Annotated in this window: 6 protein-coding genes and 1 pseudogene; 5 read left to right on the forward strand and 2 right to left on the reverse strand. The window is 65.5% G+C overall.

The window, feature by feature from the left end; all coding sequences use genetic code 11:
* Both AC1DXV_RS04485 and AC1DXV_RS04490 read left to right on the forward strand, forming a co-directional pair.
* Positions 1-130: pseudogene (locus AC1DXV_RS04485) on the forward strand (IS5/IS1182 family transposase); the annotation flags it as partial.
* A gap of 211 nt (positions 131-341) precedes the next feature.
* Positions 342-878, forward strand: a complete 537-nt coding sequence (locus tag AC1DXV_RS04490) for a hypothetical protein (RefSeq protein ID WP_477864867.1) — start codon at positions 342-344, stop codon at positions 876-878.
* Positions 879-1,430: 552 nt separating this feature from the next.
* On the opposite strand, the gene AC1DXV_RS04495 is transcribed toward AC1DXV_RS04490, so the two are convergent.
* The gene (locus AC1DXV_RS04495) at positions 1,431-16,055 is read right to left on the reverse strand and encodes an Ig-like domain-containing protein (protein WP_477932644.1); all 14,625 of its coding nucleotides are present in this window, start codon (positions 16,053-16,055) and stop codon (positions 1,431-1,433) included.
* 197 nt (positions 16,056-16,252) lie between these two features.
* Here AC1DXV_RS04495 and AC1DXV_RS04500 point away from each other — a divergent pair, with 197 nt between their 5' ends.
* Positions 16,253-16,690, forward strand: coding sequence for a hypothetical protein (locus tag AC1DXV_RS04500; protein WP_477867382.1), 438 nt, complete (start codon positions 16,253-16,255; stop codon positions 16,688-16,690).
* Positions 16,691-17,003: 313 nt separating this feature from the next.
* On the forward strand, positions 17,004-18,164 hold the full coding sequence (locus AC1DXV_RS04505; protein WP_477932646.1) for an IS30 family transposase: 1,161 nt from the start codon (positions 17,004-17,006) through the stop codon (positions 18,162-18,164).
* 875 nt (positions 18,165-19,039) lie between these two features.
* On the opposite strand, the gene AC1DXV_RS04510 is transcribed toward AC1DXV_RS04505, so the two are convergent.
* Complete coding sequence (locus tag AC1DXV_RS04510) at positions 19,040-19,435, reverse strand: DUF7677 family protein (RefSeq protein WP_477865191.1); 396 nt, start codon at positions 19,433-19,435, stop codon at positions 19,040-19,042.
* Positions 19,436-19,754: 319 nt separating this feature from the next.
* On the opposite strand from AC1DXV_RS04510, the gene AC1DXV_RS04515 reads away from it, so the two are divergent.
* The gene (locus AC1DXV_RS04515) at positions 19,755-20,780 is read left to right on the forward strand and encodes an IS30 family transposase (RefSeq protein ID WP_477865190.1); all 1,026 of its coding nucleotides are present in this window, start codon (positions 19,755-19,757) and stop codon (positions 20,778-20,780) included.
* The last annotated feature ends 81 nt before the right edge of the window (positions 20,781-20,861 follow it).

Here is a 20,861-nt window from a genome sequence, read left to right on the forward strand (position 1 = left end):
CGGCCACAAGAAGGTCAGCTATCGCGGGCTGGCCAAGAACGGGGCGCGCATGTACAGCCTGTTCGCGCTGGCCAACCTCATGATCGCCAAGAGGCCGCTGCTCAGGCCTGCAGGGGTCAGTGCGCCCTGAAGGTTAAGACGAGCTCGCCAATCATTCGAAATCCACGCAAACGTGCGCTCGCCGCGGTGCAATGCATTCGCAGAGAAGCTGTCGGCTCCAGACATTGAATTGATCAGCTCATCCCTAGAGCGATGCGCGGCATCTCTTGGAGGATTGACATCGGGCTGGACAATCTTCGCACAATGGCGGCACTGACAATCCATCTGAAGAGAGCCGTCACATGCATACAGATGAGAGTCGCGCCGAAGCGCTACGCCAACGTCTTGAGCAGGCTCAACGCGAACGCGACCGTGATCCGGTCGGGTACGAACGGCGCGAAAGGGCCCGCGCTCGTCAGACGAATGTCGCGCTAACCATCTGCACCGCCGTTGGCGTGCTCGTTGTATTTTTCGTCGTGTTCCCGCACGCTAAGGATTTCGCCGGCTACGTCAGCGAGCCCGGCAAGTCTTGGCGCCTGCCCGTGTATTTCTTCTTCGGTGGGGTGGCCGCGTATTTTGTGAAGAGCTACAGCTTGGTTGTCTTCGGCACAACCGAGATCGTCTGTGGCTGCGCATCGGCATACCTCTCCGTGCAGAAGATCGCGACGGGTGCGGAGAGCGGGTGGGCGGCGTGGGCACTGCTGCTAGGCCTGCTCTACCTCGTTGCCAAAGGGATCGAGAACCTTGACAAAGGATTCAAAGAGCCGTTCAAGCACGTCGTCGAAGAACTGCGAGAGTTGTTGCGAGGCAAGGCAGCTGAGAAAGCTGAGGACGTATGACGCGGTTGCTCTCGCTACCCACGAATTACCACCTCCGCAAACAGGAGAGGCATCTGCCTTCAACCCCGCGTCGGTCTAAGGTTAGGTGATAGTCCCGCGGCGCATAGCCGACGACAACGTGAATGAACGCGCGTCCGGTGCCATTAGTCGATGGAGAAGCTTCAGTCGCATTAATTGCGTTGTGGTCGCATCTATTCTTGAATCCGACAAGTTTCTTCGAACGACACCATCGGCAATCGCCTCACTTCTGATGCATCCAAGGATGGGCACCGGCGAGGGGGTCCTTGGAGGCCCAGCGATCGGTCGAGTCACCAGCACATCCAGCTTCGGCGATTAACACTCCGGGGTCTTACGTGAGTCAGTTTTGGATGAGCATCCCCGAGCGGTTCACAGCAGAGCCAAACATCCAGAGGGCCGCTTTGCAGCGGTTGCGGCCGGTCGACAGTGAAGCGCTAACTTCCGCTTACGGCGGTGTTGCAGCCGTTGCGAGGCGGCGCTGGCGCCCCGCCATTGTTGATCTTGAAAACTGTTCTCATGGGGGGTTGATTTGCTTCAAGTGTTGATGCGGTAGACCTCGCCTTGGGTCGAGGCCACCCACAGCGCCCCGTCAGCCGCGAAAGACAGGCCCGATATTTCGTTCTGGTTGAGGTTTTGCGTGCTCGCGTCAAGGCGCCGTAGCTCAGTGAGCTGGCCGGTGCCGTCGATGCGCAACTCCACCAGCAGCGCGCCGCTGCTGACCGAGCCAAACCACAGGTGGCCGGTGGCAGGCGCGATGGCCAGGCCGGCGCCCGTCTGCACGCCAAACGGCGCGGTCACTGCGGCAAGCTGCGCGCCGCTGGCCGCGCTCAGCTCGATGATGCGGTTGGCCGGGCCATTGCTTTCGGTCAGGTAGATATGGCCATTGGCCGGGTTGAAGGCGGCGCCGGTGAGCCGGTAGGTCGCATCGAGATTCAGGGTTGCAATCACCGCGCCGCTGCCGGTATCGACGGCAAGCACGCGGTCGTTGCCGCTCACGCTGCCGTTGAACACCAGCAAACTGCCCGCGGGCACGGTGCTGCTGCCCAGGGTCATGGCGGCCGTCAGCACGTGCAGGCCGATGTTGTTGAAGACGATGATCGAGCCGAAGGCGGCACTCAAGGTCAGGGTTTGCACGGTCTGGCCGGTGGCCGGGTCGATGCGCAGCAAATGAGCCGGGCTGGCCTGGTCGCTAACCCACAAATGGCCGCTCACTGGGTCGACTGCCACATCCCCCAAGCTGCTGTTGCCGATCGGCACGTTCACGCGCACCGTGTTCAGGGCCAGCGTCGCGCTGCGGCCGCCGGCCGTGCTCACGCTCACCGGGCCCAGGCCGTGTGACGGCAGCGCGACGCGGTCGATGCTGGCGCTGGTGTTGTTCGTCACCTCGATATGGACGCTCGGGTCGAACGGTGTGTCGTTGGCACTGGCGCCTGCAAACTGGTAGCTGGCGTTGCCCTCAACAAAACCAGTCCCCGTCACGATGATGCGGCTTTGAATGTCCACGCTGGTGAGCGTGGGCACGATTTGCAGCAAGGGCTGGCTGGCCGAGCCGAACACCTGCACGCCGAAGGCGCCGTTCAATTGCGCGGGCAGCGTCAGGTTGGCGCTGCTGCCGTTTGCGACGGCGGACGATGGGCTGAGCTTCACCATGCCCAGGCTGCCATTGCCGTCGATGAAGCGCAGCAGCACGTCGGTGGCGGTGCTCAAGCCCTGGCCGCTCAGGCTGACGGCTTGCCCGGCATGGGCCGATGCCTGCACCGGGTCGGCCGGTGTGCCGGTCGGGGCGGCCGCGTTCACGCTGGCCACGTTGACACTGAAGGGCGTGCTCGTGCCGCCGATGGTCTTGACGCTGATCGGGCCAAAGGCGGCGTCGCTCAGCGGCAGCACCACGCGCGTGAAGCGGCCCAGGTTCTCGGGGCCGGCAGTGCGGGTGCGGTCCAGCAGCTTGAGCGTACCGAAGCGGTACTCGGTGTCAGCCGCTTCCAGTATGCCGGTACCTTCCAGCAGCACCGATGCCGACTTGCCGTCTGTCGACACCGATTCGACCTGCAGGTCGATCACCGTTGGCACGATTTGCAGCAGCAGGCCGCTGGTGTCGCGCTCCAGCCGCACATTGCCGGTGTGGGCGCTGGTGGGCACGATGGCGGTGAGCGTCTGGTCGGTAAGGCTCACCGTGGTGGTGACGGTCAGTTCGGACAGGTTGCCGAAACTGCTCAAGGTCGTGAACACCAGCCGGTCATTGGCCACCAGCCCGCTGCCCGCTACCGTGATGCTCTGCCCGGTGTTGGCCGAAGACAGTGCCGCCAGCGCCGCGCTGCCGCTGGCGGCTGTGGCATTGATGGCCGTCACGTGGCGCGAGGCGGCGCTCAAGCTGCTGCTGCCCCCGCTGCTGGACACGACGACCACGCCCGCACCGACGCCGGCCGGCACGGTCAAGCTCAAGAGCTGCTGCACTTGCTTGCTGGCGGACGAGTCGAAGATGCCGTCAACGATGGTGCGCACGGTGAAGCCTGTCACCGCGCGCCCGTCTATCGTGACGCTCAGGTCCGGCGCGTTGAAGCCCGAGCCTTCGAGCACGATCGCCTGGCCAGACGCCACCTGGCCGCCGATGCCGCGCAGCACCGGCACGATTTGCAGCGGCAGGCTCACGCCGCTGCCCAGGATTGTTACCAGGCCGCTGCGCACCAGCGACGGCACGCCCACAGTCAAGGTCTTGCCATCGGCGCTGGCAATGCCGCTCAAGGTCACGGTGCCCAGCGTGCCGCTGTCGTCCCGCGCCTGGAACTGCACCAAGGTGTTGATGGTGGCCAAGCCCTGGCCGTGCAGCGCAATCGCCTGGCCATTCACGGCCGAGGGCGCATTGGCGTTGGCGGGGGTGCCGGCGCTGGCTGTGGCGGTCATGGCGGTGAAGCCGACGATCGGCTGGGGCGCGATCGGGGCGCCGGCGATTTCGGCCGAGCCGCCTTCGGTCGTGATGCGGATCGGGCCGTCCAAGGTGCGCGGTGCCACCACGTCGAGGGTGTCATTGCGCGGGCCAGTCACGTCCAGCGGCGACAGCACGCTGTCGGCATCGACCAAGTCAATGCCGCCGATGCGCACCGTCAAAGCACCTTCCATGAAGCCCGAGCCGCGCAGCCTGAACAAATCATCGGCGCCGGGGCGGCCAATCTCGACGCCGCTCAGGGTCGGCACGATTTGCAGGCGGATGCCGCCGGCTTGGCCGTCGAGTTTGACGTCGCCGCTCGCGGCCGTGTCGGGCACCAGCACTTGCAGCCGCGTGCCGCTGGCGTTGACGATCAGCGGCGTCTGCACCGCCACGTCGGTGCTGCCGTCGTTGCCGCGGGTGTTGAACAGCACGCGCGTGGCGGCCGTGAAGTGGGCGCCGATCAGCTCGATCACCTGGCCCACGTTGGCCGAGGCCTGGGTGCCGTTGGCCGGCACGCCGTCGCGCGCGCCGGCAACGATCTGGCTCAAGCTCGCCGGGGGCGCTGCCGCTGCGTGGATGTCGATGCGGTACAGCTCGGCTTGAGTGGACGCGACCCACAGCGCGCCGTCGGGCGCGAAGGACAGGCCCGAAACTTCGTTCTGGTTGAGGTTTTGTGCGCTCGCGTCCAGGCGCCGCAGTTCGCTGAGCTGGCCGGTGCCGTCGATGCGGTATTCGACCAGCAGCGACCCGCCGTTGGCCGTGCCCAGCCACAGGTGGCCGCTGCTCGGGTCAATGGCCAGGCCGGCAGCGTTGAGCACGCTGAAGGGCGCGGTGATGGCGGCCAGCTGCGCGCCGCTGGCCGCACTCAGCTCGATGATGCGGTTGCCCGGGCCACCGGTCTCGGTCAGGTAGATGTGCCCATTGGCCGGGTTGAAGACAGCGCCATTGAGCCCATAGCGAGCGTCCAAGGCGAGGCTCGTGATGACCGCACCGCTGGCCGGATCGACCGCCACAACGCGATCCGGCCCGCCGATGTTGCCGTTGAATACCAGCAAGCTGCCCGCAGGCACGTTGCCGCTGCCCAGCAGCATCGGCGCGGCCAATTGCTGCAGGCCGATGTTGTTGAACGGGTTGATCGAGCCGAAGGCCGGCGTCAGCGTGATGGTTTGCAATACCTGGCCGGTGGCTGGGTCCAGGCGCAGCAAATGCGCCGGGCTGGCTTGGTCGCTGACCCACAGCTGGGCGCTGGCAGGGTCCACCGCCACGTCGCCGATGCCGGCACCCGGCGGCAGGTTCACGCGCAGCGTGTTCAGCGCAAACGCGGCGCTGCTGCCGGCCGCGGTGGTCACGCTCACATTGCCCAGGCCGTGCGCAGGCAAGGCAGTGCGGTCGATATTGACCAGGCGGTTTTGATCCACGCCGTCATTGAACACGTCGATGTGGTTGCCGGCATCAAGCGAGCTGTCGCTGACGGTGGCGCCGGCAAAGCTGTAGCTGGCATTGCCTTCAACAAAACCCGAGCCCAGCAGCACTGTGCGGCTTTGAATGTCCGCGCCGCTGAGTGTGGGCACGATTTGCAGCAGCGGCTGGTTCGCAGATCCAAAGATCTGCAGCGCCACCACGCCGTTGGCAAACGCGGGCACGACGAGGCTCGCGCGGCTGCCGTCCAGGCTGGCCGCCACCGGGCTGAGCCGCACGGTGCTGGGCGCGCCGTTGATGTCGGTAAAGCGCAGCAGCACATCGGTGTTGGTGTTCAAGCCCTGGCCGACCAAGGTGATGGCCTGGCCCGCGTTGGCCGAAGCCAGCGCCGGGCCGGCCGGCGTGCCCGACAACGCGCTGGCCTCCAGACCTGTCAGGTTGACGCTGAAGGGCGCGCTGCTTCCCCCGGCCGTCGTGACGTTGACCGGGCCGAACGCAGCGGCGCTCAGCGGCACAGTCAGGCGCGCCGTGCCGTCGCTTTGCACGTCAGGCCCGGCGCTGGTGCTCGTGTCCACCACGCTGGTGGCGCCAAAGCGGTACTCGGTGTTGGCGCCTTCAACGAAGCCGCTGCCGCTGACCAGCACTTGGGCGCTCGTGCCGTCGGCCGCCACCGACACCACTTGCACGTCGCGCACCGTGGGCACGATTTGCAGCGGGAAAGTGCCGTCGTCGAAATGGGTGATGACGCTGCCGACTTGTTTGAACACCTCCGCGTCGCCGGTGAGCGCGTTCAGCGGCACATTGAAGAAGGCGATGCGGGCCGCAGCGTCGTTGCGAAACACATTCACAACCAGGTTGCTGACTGTGCCGGCGGCATCGACGGTCTTGAAGGACATGCGCGCCGTGTCCGGATCAAAAGGCACGACCACGCCGATCTGCTGGCCCGGGTTGGCCGACGGGGCGTTTGCAATTGCGGCGCTGCCGCTGAGCGCCCGCACCGTGTTGGCCGGCAGCACGGTGAAGTGGCGCACGATGGGCGCGGCCAGCACATTCCCTGCCAGGTCGGCGATTTGCGCCGCGTCCACGCGCAGCTCGTAGCTGCCGGGCGCCAGCAAGCCGGAGAGCAGCAGCGAAATGAGCTGGCCGTGCTTGCGCGTGTCCTGGCCCAACGGCACGGGTTCATCGTCGGGCGTGCCGAAGCTGCCGTCCGCGCCCGCGCGCACCAGGGTGGCCGCGCTGGGCGTGAGGCGCTGCAGGTCCAGCGGTTCATCGAACAGCAAGTCGATAGAGCGCACGAAGAAGCGCCGCGCGCCTTCATCGACGCTGGCCGAGAGCAGTTGCGGCGCCAAGGTGTCGGGCACCACGTCCAGGGCGAGCTGTTCGGACAAGCTCACGTTGCCGCCGGTGTCGGCGGCGCGCACTTGCAGCGTCAGGTGCTTGCCGGCCAGCGCAATGGCCGGCGCCTGGGCCGTGAACTCGAACGGGAAGGCCACGGCCACCGAAGCGACCTGGCCATTCACCAGCAGCTCGACGCTGCGCACCTGCACATCGTCGCTGATGTTGCCCAGGACGCGCACGACGCGGCCCTCCTGCACCTGCACACCGGGCTGGTTGGCATCAACATCGACCGCTTCGAGCGTGATGGCTGCCTGCGGCGCCACGCCCTGCACATCGGCGCCCAGGTAGTTGACGACTTGCAGCCCGCCGCTGCCATCGGCCACAAACGCCAGGCCGCCGGCCAGGGCCAGGTCTTTGGGCATTTGCGGCAGGTTGATGCGCGTCACCAGGTTGCCGGTGTTGGCCGGATCGGCGGTGCTGAATACATCGAGCGAGCGAAACGCCGCCACGATCGAATCATTGCCGCCCACCGCCAGCGCGAGGCCCGAGCCATTGAGCGCGATCGCGCTGCCCGCCACGACGGTGTTGTCGGGGCCCGAGAGCAGCACCGGCAGGCTGGGGTTGGAGACATCGACGGTGGAAAAGCCCCCGCCGACCACGCCATTGCCCGCGCCGACATAGGCGACGCTGTTGCCGACAAAGAGCTGGCCGCCTGCGGCCGGCAGTGTCAACGCGCCCAGCGCCGCCAAGCTCGCGTTGGCGATATTGAGGGTGCGCAGCACGCCGGCCGCATCGACCGTGCAGGCGGTGCTGCCGAACACGGCGATGTCCAGCAAGGTGCTGCCGGCCAAGTCCAAGCTGCTGACCCGCTCGCCGGTGTTGATGTCCACACTGTGTACGCTGGCGCCGGCCGTGACATAGGCGATGCCGTCGCTGAGCTTGACGCGGTTGACGCTGCTGCCAAAGGGCACCGTCTGCACGCGCAGCGGCGCAGCGGGAATGGCAATGTCAACAATGTGCAGTCCGGCCTCATTGCCGGCCACGGCGGCCAGGCCGCGCGCTGCATCGACCGCGACATCGGTGTTGTTGCCGGGCAGCTTCAGTTGCGACAGTATTTTCAACGTRCTGAACTGCGAGGCATCGACCACGGCCAGGCCGTAGGTGCCGGTGGCCAGCAGCGCCGTCAGCGCCGCCTTGCCGTCAATCGAGCCGAACACCGCCACGGCCTCGGCCGTGCCCAGCAGCGCGGTGCTACTCGCCACGCCGGTGGGGATACGCAGGGCGCCCAGCGGGTCGCCGCCTTGCTTGACTTCGGTGAAGTCATCCACGCCGTCGCCGTCGCTGTCGCGCCGGATTGCACTGGAGCCGATGGCGAATTCCACATCGTCGGGCAGGCCGTCGTAGTCGCTGTCTTTTTCGGTGCTGGCCAGGAACACCATTGACGAGGTCAAGTCGGTGCCCTTGCCGCCAATCGCGGTGCGGCCGTAGCCGTGCGCCACCAGCCCGGTGGCCGGGTCGAAGCCGACCACGTGGTAGGGCGTGCTCGCGGCCAGGAAGAAGTTGAAGTAACCGTTGTCGTCGCTGATCGCGCGCAGCGGCGGCACCTCGGGCTGCTCGGGGTTTTGCAGCGCGAAATAGTTCTTGCCCCACTGAACCGTGGGCAGCGCGGCCAGGCCGGTGCCGACCACGCCCAGGCGCAGTTTGGTTTGCAGCGGGTCGTTGGCGCTCAGCTCGATCAACCCGCGTTGCAGGCCCAGATGGTCGGGCGCGAAGCGCGCGCCAAAGCTCAGGTGCTCACCGGTTGCCAAGCTGATCGGATGGATCGCCAAGTCGGCCGGCAGGCCCAGCAGCGAAAAACTCTCGGCGCCTTCGGTCAGCACCGCACCCGAGATCACGAGCGGCTGCAAGCCGGTGTTGGTGAGCGTGAAGATCTCGTCGCGCTGCACCGCGGGAGCACCCGGCCGCAAGCCGCCCAGGTTGTTGTTGCCCAAGGCGACGCTGGCGGTGGGCGCCACGCGCAAGCCCGTGCCTTGCAGCTTCAACACGAAGTGCGGCACGGTGCCGGCGTTGGAGTCAATCGTCAGACTGTCTTGCGCGTCGCCTTCTTTCGTCGGGTCGAAACGCAAGTTCACACTGATCCGGTCTTTGGGCGCTATCGACGTGCCGGCCGGCGGCGGATTGATGAGCGCAAAGCCCTTGCCACCGCCGAGCTGCAGCGCATTGATCAGCAGCGGCGCCACGCCGCCGTTGACGATCTGAATCGCCACCTCGCTGTGCGTGTCGGCGCTGCTGTCGGCCGCCACGGAGTCGAATGGCAGGGTATCCAAGCTCAGACCGAAATAATCGATGGCACCGGTGCTGAGCGTGATCTCGGGCGTCGTCAGCGGCACCGCTTCAACATCGCGATAGCCATTTTTGTCGCCGAGATGACCGGGGTGGCGGTCGTTCTGAAGATTGAAGTGATCGCGCCAGAACTTCAAGGTGTCCAGCATGGCCGCACCGCCATCGGGGGCGATGCCCACGGCCGATTTGAGCAAATTTGTGATCGGGTATTTGAAGCATTGATTGCCGTCAGCATCGCCGCCAGCATTCATGATGTCGCCATAGGGCGTGGCGTCGGCGTTGGCGCGAATTCCGGCTGTGCCGCCGATATCGCGTGCATCCCGAAAACCCGACAGATAGCCTTCGTTCAGGCCCAGGTGGTGGCCGAATTCATGGCTGAGCGAGTCGGCAACCAGTTGCGTTAGTTTGACATTGGGATTGGTGTGCCGGGTCGACAGACCCACCGCCATCTTGGTGGTGCCCGACAGCGAGATGTTCAGGAACTCCGACAAGGCCCAGATCTGCGCAGAATCGGAAATCGGTTTGGTGAAGCGGTTGCCGGTGGCCGGATCGACACGCCCTTGGGTGCCGATGTCATTGCGCATGTCGGCAATCGAATAGTCGGCCTTGTTCGACAGCCCGAACACCTGGCTGCCGTCGGCCGGGTCGATCTGGTCGCCCCACGAGGTGCTCACGTCGGCCCCGGTATTGGAGGCCTGGAAGGTGATCGCATCGCCCACGGCGGGCGTGAAGTTGGCTCGGACCTCGGTCAGCAGCAAGCTGGACTCATTGCTCAGCCGCGTATCCAGCGCAGCGAGCTGCGCGGCGTCGAAGTCGTCGTCCGTCGAGCCGGCAATGCCGTCGGGGCCAGGCTTACGGTCGGCCGGCATGAAGCCCGCATACTCGGCCTTGAATTGCGCCGACACGGGGATGTAGTCAATATTCAACCTAGCACCCGCGGCGAGGACAAAGATCGACCCACCGCCGTTGGTCGGCGCGGGCGTGATCACACCCTCATGGCCTTTGAACGCATAGACGACCTGCGGATTCACCGCCGTGCCGTCGGCGCTGATTTGGAACGCCGTTTTCAATGACAGCAGCAAGCGTTTGAGTTCGGCCCGGTAGCCTGCCTGGTCGACGCTGAAAAGCGGCCTGGAGCGGCTGGCACCGGTCGCGTCCAGCAAGCCCACTTGGCCAGCCAGCGGCAGTTTTGGGTCGTTGACCTTGATCACCAGTTCGCGCAAAAACAGGTTGGCGACCTCGGGGTCGAACTTCCAAGTCACCGTGGACTCGTCCGAGGTGGCGCCGTCAACAAAAAACGGTTTCACGGTGCTGAAATCGGTGCTCACGGTCGCCGGCAAATGCACCTGGACTTCCTTGGTGCGCACGAAGTTGCCGGCACCATCGTTCAAGGTCTTGATGAAGGCCGCCGTCTTGCCGGTTTTGTTCTGCGATTTGTCGGCATCGATCACATCGACCCAGCGGTACTGGTAGTAGGTGAAAACGTCGCGCGTGCGCAGCAGCTCGCCGGCTTTTTGCTGGATCACGGTGATGGTGATCTTGGCGCCGAACAATTGGTCGGCCGTGAGCTGCTGGAACTTCGGCGAGCGGAACATTTCGTCATAGCTCTTGGCCTGGAAGCCGAACAGCTTGCTTTCGCCGCTGCCCGGCGCCAAGGTGAACGTGCTGCTGATCGGCTGCAGCGCAATCGGGTTGGTGAGCGCCTTGGCGAAGCGGTCCAGCGGCCCGTCGATGTCGATGCTCACGTTGACGAAGGGCTGCAACAGGCCGCCGGGCGCGCTGGGGTGCTGGGGCACGTCGCAGCCGGGGGGCGGGGGCGGGCTCGGTGGTGCGTTGGGGTCGGCCGGCGGCGCGGTCCAGAACCATTCCGGGCGCGTCACGCCGCCCATGCCGCCGTCGCCGGTGGCAAAGGTCAGCGCGATAGGGTCGTGGATGGTCACGGTTTCAATCACATCCAGCGCCTGCGCCGCGTGTTGCAGGCCGGCGGCCCCGGCAGGCGGGACCGGGCCGGGCGGCTGGCCGCCCGAGCCGCCGCAGCCGCCGGGTGGGGTCAGCCCATGCCAGCCCGGCGCGCGCACGCCCGCACCGGGCTCGGAAACCACGCTCAAGCCATCGGCGGACACAGTGGCCGTGCCGTTGATCACCAGCATGCCGGTGGTGTGGTCAAAGCTCAGCACCGCCAGTTGAGCGCCGGGCGACGCGCTGAACACGTTCGGGAAGCTGATCTCCACCGGCTCGGTGAAGGTGGCCACGCCGGGCGCCTGGATGGTGATGTCGAAGGTGTGCTGCAACACGCCTTCGGGCAACATGTCTTTGACGAGCTCCGGCGGCACGGTGGACACGCCGAGCTTCGTATTGCTGACCGGCTTGCCATCGAAGCCAATGCCGCGCCCCGGATTGATCTTGAGCGTGAGCGCCTGGCGCTGCTGGTCGGTGAGCTGCGGCGCGGCGCGCGGGTCATCAACCCGTATCACGGTCGGCTCGGTGTCGCTGACTTCTTGCAGCACGCTCAGTGGCACGCGCGGCAGATAGATCTCGCGCCGGGTGGTGTTGGCAAGGCGTTCCTCGACTGCGCCCATGCTGCCCATCATGGTGTTGGTGACACCGGCCTGGATCGCGGCATCCATCACCATTTCGGGGAAGAACACGCCGGCCGGTGCATTCGTCGCGGTGCGCCCATCGACCACCAGCTTCAGGTCGCCGGCCGGTACCTCGTTGAACTCGAACTCGCCGTTGGCGTCGGTGAAGATCACGCGATCTTCCTGGCCGAGGATGAACACCATCGCATGGGCGATCGGCAGCAAGAACACGTCGTCGGCGGTGTGGATCACGCCGTCGGGCCCGCGGCGAATGTCGTCAAAGCTCATCGGCTTCAAGTCGGGGCCCGGGTCCAGCACCTTGCCGATGATGCGCGTGCCGGCCACGGCGCTGCGGCTCACGGTAGTGAAGCTGACGCGTTGCACGCCGGCGGCCTCACCATTGTTGTCGGCGTCCAGCAAGGCGCCATCGGCGGCGGCGCGTATCAGCCCACCGTCCAGGTGCACGGTGATGCGCGAGCCACCGGGCAGCGGGCTTGCAAAGAACATCCAGACAAAGGTGCCATCAACGGCGGGCACGAGCGTGCTGGCCAGCTTGCTGCCATCCGGCGCGGTGGCAAACAGGCTGTCGGCCGTCAAGGTGGCGGGGTTGACGGCGCGCGAGAACTGGATGAAGGGCCGCTGCGTCACGCCCACATTGATGCTGCCATCGGTGGGCGAAAAGCCGCTGAGCATGAAGAGCGGCAGCGCAGCCACATTGACATGCAGCGTGGTCGAGCCCGCGTTGCCGGCGCTGTCGCGCGCGGTGACGCTGAGCGTGTGGCTGCCGATTGTCAATGTGCTGAAGTCCAGCGCGCTGTCAAAGCTGCCGCTTTCGTCAAAAGGCAGCTGGCGGATGATGTCGCCATCGAACTGGTAAGAAAGCTGCGCGAGCACGCCGCCGTGCACGCTGGCGTTGCCGGCCAAGCGGCTGCTGGCTTGCAAGCTGTCGCCTTCGGCCAGGCTGGTGAGGCTGACCTGGGGAGCCAGGGTCACGAGCGTGAAGGCGCGCGTCAGCGCTGCAGACTGGTTGCCGGCGGCGTCGCTTGCGCTGAGGGCCACGCTGTGCGAGCCATCGGCCGAGCCGTCGGTGGCAAACGTGGTGGTGAAGCGGAACTTGCCTTGCGCATCAACGGCCAGGTCTTGCGCTGTGCCGCCGTCAACGCGGATTTGCACGCCGGCCACACCGGACAGATTGTCCAGCACTTGGCCGGTGATGACGAGGTTGGTGTTGGTGGAGTCCGGTGTCGCGTCGAGCACGATTTGCGGTGGCTGCGTGTCGCGTGTCAAGGCAAATCTCGCCAGCACCGCCTGGGCCACTTGCGTTCCGATCAGCTTGCCGGCGTCGTTGTCAAGAATCGTGTGGATGCCGCCATAGATGCGGCTCAAGCCCGCCTCGTCGGCGGCCTCGCTGAAGCTCGTGAAGCTGCGCGTCACGCCCGGCAAGGTCGAGGCGGTGGTGGCAAACGCGGTGTTGTCGCCAAAGCTGGCGGCCAGCACGCCGGCCGCCGCGGCGCTGAAGGTCGAGTGGCCCGACACATAGCTCGGGTGCGCGGGCGTGATCAAGAGCGGCGTCCAGTTGGCATCTTGCACGGTCGCCGGGTTGCCGTCTTGGTCGGCGTTCTGGATGGCCGTGATGGGTCGCCAGAAGTTGTAGTGGTACTTGGTGTCCCAGGCGGCGATAGCGGCATCGGCCAGGGCCACGTTGAGCTGCGCCATCAAGCGCGCGTTGGCGCTCAGCGACTGGCCTTTGGCGGCTGCCACTTGCACAGCAATCTGGTCCCAGTGACCGGGCGGTGTGAAGCTGCCGCCGCCATCGGCCCAGAACTGGGCTTGCTGGGTTTGGTCCGCGCTGCGGGTGATGCTGTTGTCACGGCCCAGGCTTTGCACTTGATTGATGGCCTCGGCATAGGCAGCCGAGTCGAGCGCGGGCGGTGGCGCGGCGCGAAACTGCGCCGCGCTTTCCAGCGCGAACGGCGTCACGCGCGGCCATTGCGGCTCTTCGGCCACCAGAAAAAACGGGCCGGTGGCGCGCCACTGGCCCGGCGCCGTTCCATCGTCTTCAGCGGCAAATTCAAGATTGCCATCATCAGCGCGCAGCGCCAATATCGCTTGTGCGATGCTCTCGCCCAGCGCCACACCGGCACTCTTGGCAGCGCCGTCGGGCCGTGCGGCCAGGCTCGCGGCAAGCGCCGCATCGAACTTGGTGCGCTGGCCCGGGTACTGGCTGAACAGCACGCGGTAGGCGGCCTGTGCGGCCGCGGCTTGAGCGTCGGTTGGGTCGCTGGCGCTGCGCTGCACCAGATAGGCCGGCGTGCCCTGGATGGCGGCCAGGCTGTCATGCACGGCAATGCTGAGCATGGCGAGCGTGCGCGTGGCGACTTGCGGGTGCGTCACGTCGAGCTGCACGGCCTTGAGCGCGGTCGTGATCCAGTCCAGCACCGCGTCGCCTTGCGTGGGTTGCACGCGCGTCAGGGTACGCGTGACGCTTTGGCTGTTGCCGGCGGCGTCGCTCACATCCAAGGTAATGAAATTGTCGCCCAGCGCCAACGCCACGCCGGGCAGCATGAAGTTGCCGTTGGCACTGGCGCTGCTGATGAGGCCTTGCGCTGCCAGGCGGATGGTCGCACCCGTTTCGGCCGTGCCTTGCAAGACGACGATGGCCGAGGCGGTCTGCGCGGTGTTGCCGTTGAACGCATCGACCGTCGAGACGGCGAAGCTGGCGCCGCCGGGCGCTTGGCGGTCCAGGGTGAAGACAATGTTCAGCGGCGCGCTGGCATTGCCCGCCGCGTCTTTGGCGATCAGGCGCACGGTGTGGGCACCATCGGCCAAGCTGCCGCCGGCCAGCGTGTCCAGCACGGCGCGCGACAAGGTGAAGCGGCCATCAGGCTCAAGCAGGGCGGCGAGGTCGGTGAAGCTTGGAATCGGCCCGGGGTCCAGGGACACGAGCAACTGCGTCACACGAACATCGTCGGTGGCGCGGCCGGCAATGCTCGCGTCGCGCGTCACGCCGTCATCGGCCAAGAGCCCGGTGTCGGTTTGCAGTGCGGCTTCCAAAGTGGGCGCGGTGGTGTCGCCGTCGCCAGCAGGCTCCAGCAGCAGATGCAGGCTGGCCACGGTGAGGTTGCCGGCGGCGTCGGCCAGGGTCAGATCGAAGGTGTTGTCGCCCAGGGCCAGCGTGATGCCTGCGAGGCTGAAGCTGCCGTCGGCCGCGGCCGTGGCGGTGGACAACACAGTCGGGTCGCCGCTGTGGCGAAGCTTCAGTGTGGTGCCGGCCTGCGTGGCGCCCGCCAGGGTCACGGGGTTGGCGCTGGTTTTGTTGTCGCCGGGCGTGCCGGTGTCGCTGGCAGCATCCAGCCCAAAGCTCCGCAGCACCGGCGGCAGCCGGTCGGGCGGCACATGGCTGAACTGCGGCAAGGTGGCGGGGTCGAGATCGCGCCCGCCCACGCGCACGCTGGCCGGAAAGGCCGGTGCGACGATGCTCGTGCTGCCCAAGAGCTGCCCGCCGGCAATGAACTCCAGCATGGCTTGCGCGGCCGTGCCGATCTGGATGTCGTTGCCGTCGTTCAGCACGCCGTCGACCGGATCGACGCTTGCGATCAGGCTCGTGTCCACCACATCGCCGCCGATGCGCACGCGCGCCAAGCTGCCGGCATGGAAGTGGTCGGCATTCGCGCCGCTGCCGCCCAAGGCCGCGTCGTCGCCCAGATCGGCGCCGACGAGCACGCGCAGGCTGCGCGCCGCGCCATCAATCTTGAGCATTTGCAAGGCCGCAACGGCCAGGCTGCCGGCGGCCTCGCCTTGCGTTGTGAACATCACCACCGGGCCGCTGATGTTGGCGCGCCAGGCCGGCGCGCTGCTACCAGCGCTGATGCTGTTGGCGCGCCCGTGCACGCTCCACAAGCCGCCGCTGAGGGCGCCGCCGATTTGCACGCTGTTCAAGGTGAACAGACTAGGCAAGCCGGGCATGCCGGTGAGCAACAGATCCGCGCCCATGTCGCCCTTGGTGACGAGGCTGGCGAGGCTCGCCGCTTTGAGCACACTCACGCCGGCCGCGCTGCCTGACCATTGCTTGACGTCCACATTCACATTGGCGGTCGGTGCGAGCAACTGCACGTCGGCCAGTTCCGCGGCCTTGAAGCTGAAAGTGCTGCCCGCGGCGACCGAGACCAGCGCCTGGCTGAGTTGGCCCAAGGTCAGGCTGACGACACTGGACGCGAAGACTGCCGTGCCGCTCAAGTCGGCATTGGCCAAGCTCAGCGCGCCCACCGCGCTGTTGGCGCTGATGCCCACCAGCGCGAGCTGGGTGCCCCCGGTGTTGACGAGCGACACATTGCTGGCCGCACTGGTGTTGACGAGTTCCAGCACGAAGCCGCTGCCCTGAGGCAAGAGCTGACCCTTGCCCGGGCCGCTGATCACCACGCTGGGCGCGGCCGGCGGAGCCGGGTCTTGCGCCATGTGCGGCGCCGGGTTGGCGCCGGCCGGCTTGGGCTTGGAGTTCGCAGCGCTTGCGGCGCGGGATGAGTTGGCAAGGCGGGAGCGGGTGGGGGCGGTCATGGGGTCTCTCCGGTCGTCGGTTGGGGCAAGCAAGCCCTTGAGCGAGTCATCGCTGTGTCATTAGCTAGAACGCAATCCGCCCCGCTTTCCCGACACCGGAAATAAATAAAACGAAGCCGGGAGCAGCGCTCCTGGCATCGAACCGCCATTCGGCGACCAATGAAGAACCGAATTTGTAAGCGGTTCTAGAAAGCTGCTTGTCGGCCCCGGAGCGAGACCAGCAGTGCGCTCGCTTCGCGCGTGCTGGGCGCTTCTTCGCCGCCGGCTTCTTGCAGTTGCGCGAGCGCGCTCTGCAGGGTCTGGGCGGCTGCAACGCCATCGCCTTGGGCACGCTGCACCTACGCTTGCGCCAGCAGCGCTTCACCGAGCCAGGCGCTGGCGGGCAGGTCTTTGGCGACACAGCGCGCCGAACTGACGGCCTGGCCCGCATGCTCGCTGGCCGCCGCGATGTCGCCGAGCTGCAGATCGACGCGCTCCAGGGCGATGCCGCCTTCGAGGCTCCGCCCGTCCGCCCGCAGATGACTCGATCACCGGCGCAAGACCCGCAGTTGCCTGAGCAATCCTCCTCAACAATGGGGATGGCCACTCGCTCGGGCAACGCCAGACTCACTACACGCGTTGCCATGGCGTGGTGATATTCGAGGACGGTGAGCGGATGTCCCGGCCTGCCGTCGAGCCAGCCAGTCGATGGGTGTCGAGTCAGGCTCTCCGCATCGCGGACGTCGAGTCTCAAAGCGTCCGCCTTCCGGAGGGCGTGGTCCTGACGGTTATCTCGGTGAGGATCTCCGCCGCTGCGAAGCGTCAATCCACCCCTCGACGGTGATCGCTACACAAGCGTCTGTATTCAGTCTCAGGCAGTCGGAGACTCCCAAATGACGACTATGCAGGGCGGATTCAACCGGTCGACGCAACACACTATGGGCCGCTCAGGCCGAAGGAGTGTTGGACATGAGACAGCGACCGCGGATCTACTACTCGGATAGCCAGAAGGCGCTGATGTGGGAGCGTTGGAGAGCAGGTTGGACCTTGCACGAGATCGGGAAGCTCTTCGACCGAGGCCACTCCTCGATTCACCGGATCATTGCTGAGACTGGCGGTATTCGCCCACCGGATCGCAGCCGCTCACGGCGTGCACTGACTTTGGCGGAGCGGGAAGAGATCTCGCTGGGACTGACCGTCGGTCAATCCATGCGTTCAATCGCTGAGCGTCTCGGAAGAGCGCCGTCGACCATCAGCCGGGAGATCGGTCGCAACGGCGGCCAGGACGGTTATCGGGCGACCCTGGCGGACCAAGCGGCACGGGAACGCGCTCTTCGGCCGAAGCTCTGCAAACTGGCCAAGAATCGGGCGCTGGCTGGCATCGAGGCGGACATGCTCCGGATGCTGTGGTCGCCAGAGCAAATCGCAGGCTGGCTCCAGCATACTTATCCGAACGACCAGAGCCTCCACGTGTCACACGAGACGATCTACCGCAGCCTGTTCATTCAAGCTCGCGGCGCCTTGAAGAAGGAGTTGCTGGAGCATCTGCGGCGCACGCGCGGGATGCGTCGCTCGCGCTCCTACACGCAGAAGACCGCGATCCATGGCCAGATTGTCGACGCGGTGTCGATCAGCGAGCGGCCCGCGTCAGTCGAAGATCGGGCAGTGCCTGGCCATTGGGAAGGAGACCTGGTCTTCGGCGGCGGCAACAGCAAGATCGCGACGCTGGTCGAGCGCCAGACGCGATACGTGATGCTGGTGAAGCTGGACGGCAAGGACTCGCAGACGGTGGTCAATGCACTCATCAAGCATGCCCGCAAGCTGCCGCAGGAACTCTACAAATCGCTCACTTGGGACCGAGGCACGGAGATGCATGGGCACAAGCGATTCACCATGGCCACCGACATCAAGGTCTACTTCTGTGCCCCGCAAAGCCCTTGGCAACGGGGCAGCAACGAGAACACCAATGGGCTTCTCAGACAGTACCTGCCAAAGGGCATCGACATCTCGGCCTACTCACAGCTGCAGCTCAACTCGATCGCCAGACAATTGAACGAGAGGCCGCGCAAGACGCTCGGCTTCCAAACGCCCGCTGAGCGATTCAGCGAATGTGTTGCGATGACCAGTTGAATCCGCCAGCGGTTGCGGTCGGTCGCTTCAAGCTATCGACCGGCCGCTTGCTGCCTCAATGCGGACGGTGCAGCGCTCTGGAGGTAGCCGAACGATGGGCCAAAGGACGCGGCACCCACGGAGGCTCGTCAACGCGCCGTGCCGCCAGCGGATCGGGTGGGTTGAACGTCCGCTGTGCGCCTGCGCGAACTGGAGCTATCGACCCAAAGCGGAAGTTGGCTCAGGCTGAGCAAGGTTCCGGAAAGCGGGCGTTCAACGTTTGACATGAGAGGCCGCCGACGGACGCAGCCCGTTGGAAGTCCTCTCGATGGAATGGCTAGGCCGCACTTGCCCAATACTCATGAGTTCTGAGGACTTCTTCCATGGAGCCCCATTCTTCAATCGCCGCGGCGTGGAGCAGTACTCGATCAGGGAACTATTCGGTCCATCACCTTCTAGGTGAATTTGCAGATGCTGCCAGTACGGCATTCCGCTCCCCTCCACAGCATTCAGTGCAAATCTGACCAGGGACGGCAGGTAGTACGCCTTTCCATGCGGTGAGCAGAAGGATATGGGATCCCAGCCTGGATTCGTCACGGCGTCTACTTGGAGCGAGTCGCGATCTGATTGAAGGAGGGTCTGGTCATGCTCGGCGCATTCTTCGCAATGAAGATGATTTGTGAAGTGCTCAGGCCTCTCGAGGTCTGAGAATGCGAGCTCAACGGCTTCAATGACTTCGGCGTCAGTGCTCAAAGTGGGGCCTAAGATTTGACATGAGAGACGCTAAGCGGCTTGTCATGCAGCGTCCTCTCGCGAAGCACAACTTGTTCCTGGTTGCCTACCAGACCGAAGAGCTTCCTCGGTAACCGGCGCGATTCAATCTGATAGCGAGCGTGTCATACGCGGTCCGCCAGAGGCGGAGGCTCATGCAAGGCGACCTCCCAGTCTTCGTACGGCGGCTCGACTTTGAAGCTCGGGTCGCAATATGCACGAAGGTAGTCGGTAGCTCTCCTTTGCGCGTAGTGGGCATTCGTCACGCACCCCGTCTCGTCAAGCTGCAAGACGTTCGCGAAGATGGCGTAGACCTGCTCGATCGCGCTCGGGTCATTTCCGTACAGGTCGAGATAGTCGATGCCTTCGAGCGTGTACTGAGTGCCGCTGGCCATGAAGTAGGCGAATGTTCGCAGCGCTCCGCTGAATGAGTGACTCAGGTGTTGCATAGAGGTTCGGAATTGCCGTGCGCAGCCTACCCCAAACCGGTCGTTGGCGATCGTCTGCTGGTGGCCGATCACGGGCTTCCGACGATCGGCACTAACCACCGTTCAACAGAAGACGCTCTACGTGGAGAAACTGGATGGACTCCCGCATCGCGCGCTCAACTGCGCGACCTGGCGGAATCGTCTTTCGCCTCCATGTCATGAAGCCACCAACCCTGCTGGGCGAGCAGCCCACTAGCGTGATGGTTCCCGAGTAGCTCACACCTGTGAGTCCAGTGCGGTACTCGGCGACGAATTGCGCTTCTCTACCAGATGCGCGGTGAACGTCGGAGCCTTTAAGGTTGGCGGTCTCAAGTCTGAAGTGCAACACCTTGCCAACAGGTAAGGTCAGCGAATGCACAAGACGAGATACCAGCAATTGCAGCCAGAAGATCGCGTGAGCATTGCGAGCCTGCGGCAGCAAGGCTTTGGAGTGCGGGCGATAGCCCGTGCAATCGACCGCTCGGCGAGCACGGTCAGCCGCGAACTGCAGCGCAACACCGAGCAGAGGAAGGCGTACGCATCGACCCGAGCGCAATGCATGGCGCAGACCCGCCGCAAGGCCGGGCGGCCGTGGCCGAAGCTGTACCGCGAAGGGCGGCTGTGGCTGGTGGTGAAGACGTGCCTGTCGTGGCGTTGGTCGCCCTGGCAGATCGCATGCACACTGGCGCGCATGTGGCCCGACGCACCCGACATGCAGGTCTCGCACGAGACGATCTACACCGCGATCTACGCGCACGCCAGCGGCGAGTTGCGCCGCCAGCTCATCAGTTGCCTGCGCCAGGGCAAGAGCACGCGCAGGCCGCGCGCTGGTGGGCAGGATCGACGCGGGCAGATCCCCGAGATGGTCAGCATCCACGTGCGTCCGCCCGAGGTGGCCGATCGCGTGATGCCTGGTCACTGGGAAGGCGACCTGATCCGCGGGGCCGAGAACAAGTCGGCGGTGGGCGTGCTGGTGGAGCGCAGCACGCGGTTGGTGCTGCTGGCGAAGATGGCAGATGCGACGGCCGAATCGGCGCTGCGGGCGTTCAGCGCCAAGCTCAACTCGATCGCCGAGCCGATGCGCCAGACGCTGACCTACGACCAGGGGCGCGAGATGGCCAGGCACCAGGAGCTCACCCGGCGTACTGGCGTGAAGGTCTACTTCTGCGACCCACACAGCCCGTGGCAGCGAGGCACCTGCGAGAACACCAATGGGCTGTTGCGCCAGTACCTGCCCAAGGGCACCGACCTGTCGGTGTTCAGCCAGGACGAGCTCGATGCCATTGCCGACGAGATGAACAACCGGCCTCGCGCAACGCACGACTGGGATTCGCCCATCCGGGTATTTGCCGCCATACTCAACGCCGACTCTCAACGTCAACTCTCAACCACGCATTGATGCGGGCGGGTGTTGCACTTCAGACTTGAGACCGCCGTTCTTCATGTGGCTGGATCGATGAACGCAGCGTCGTTCGATGCA

The sequence above is a fragment of the Rhizobacter sp. P3_C12 genome, assembly GCF_056402735.1.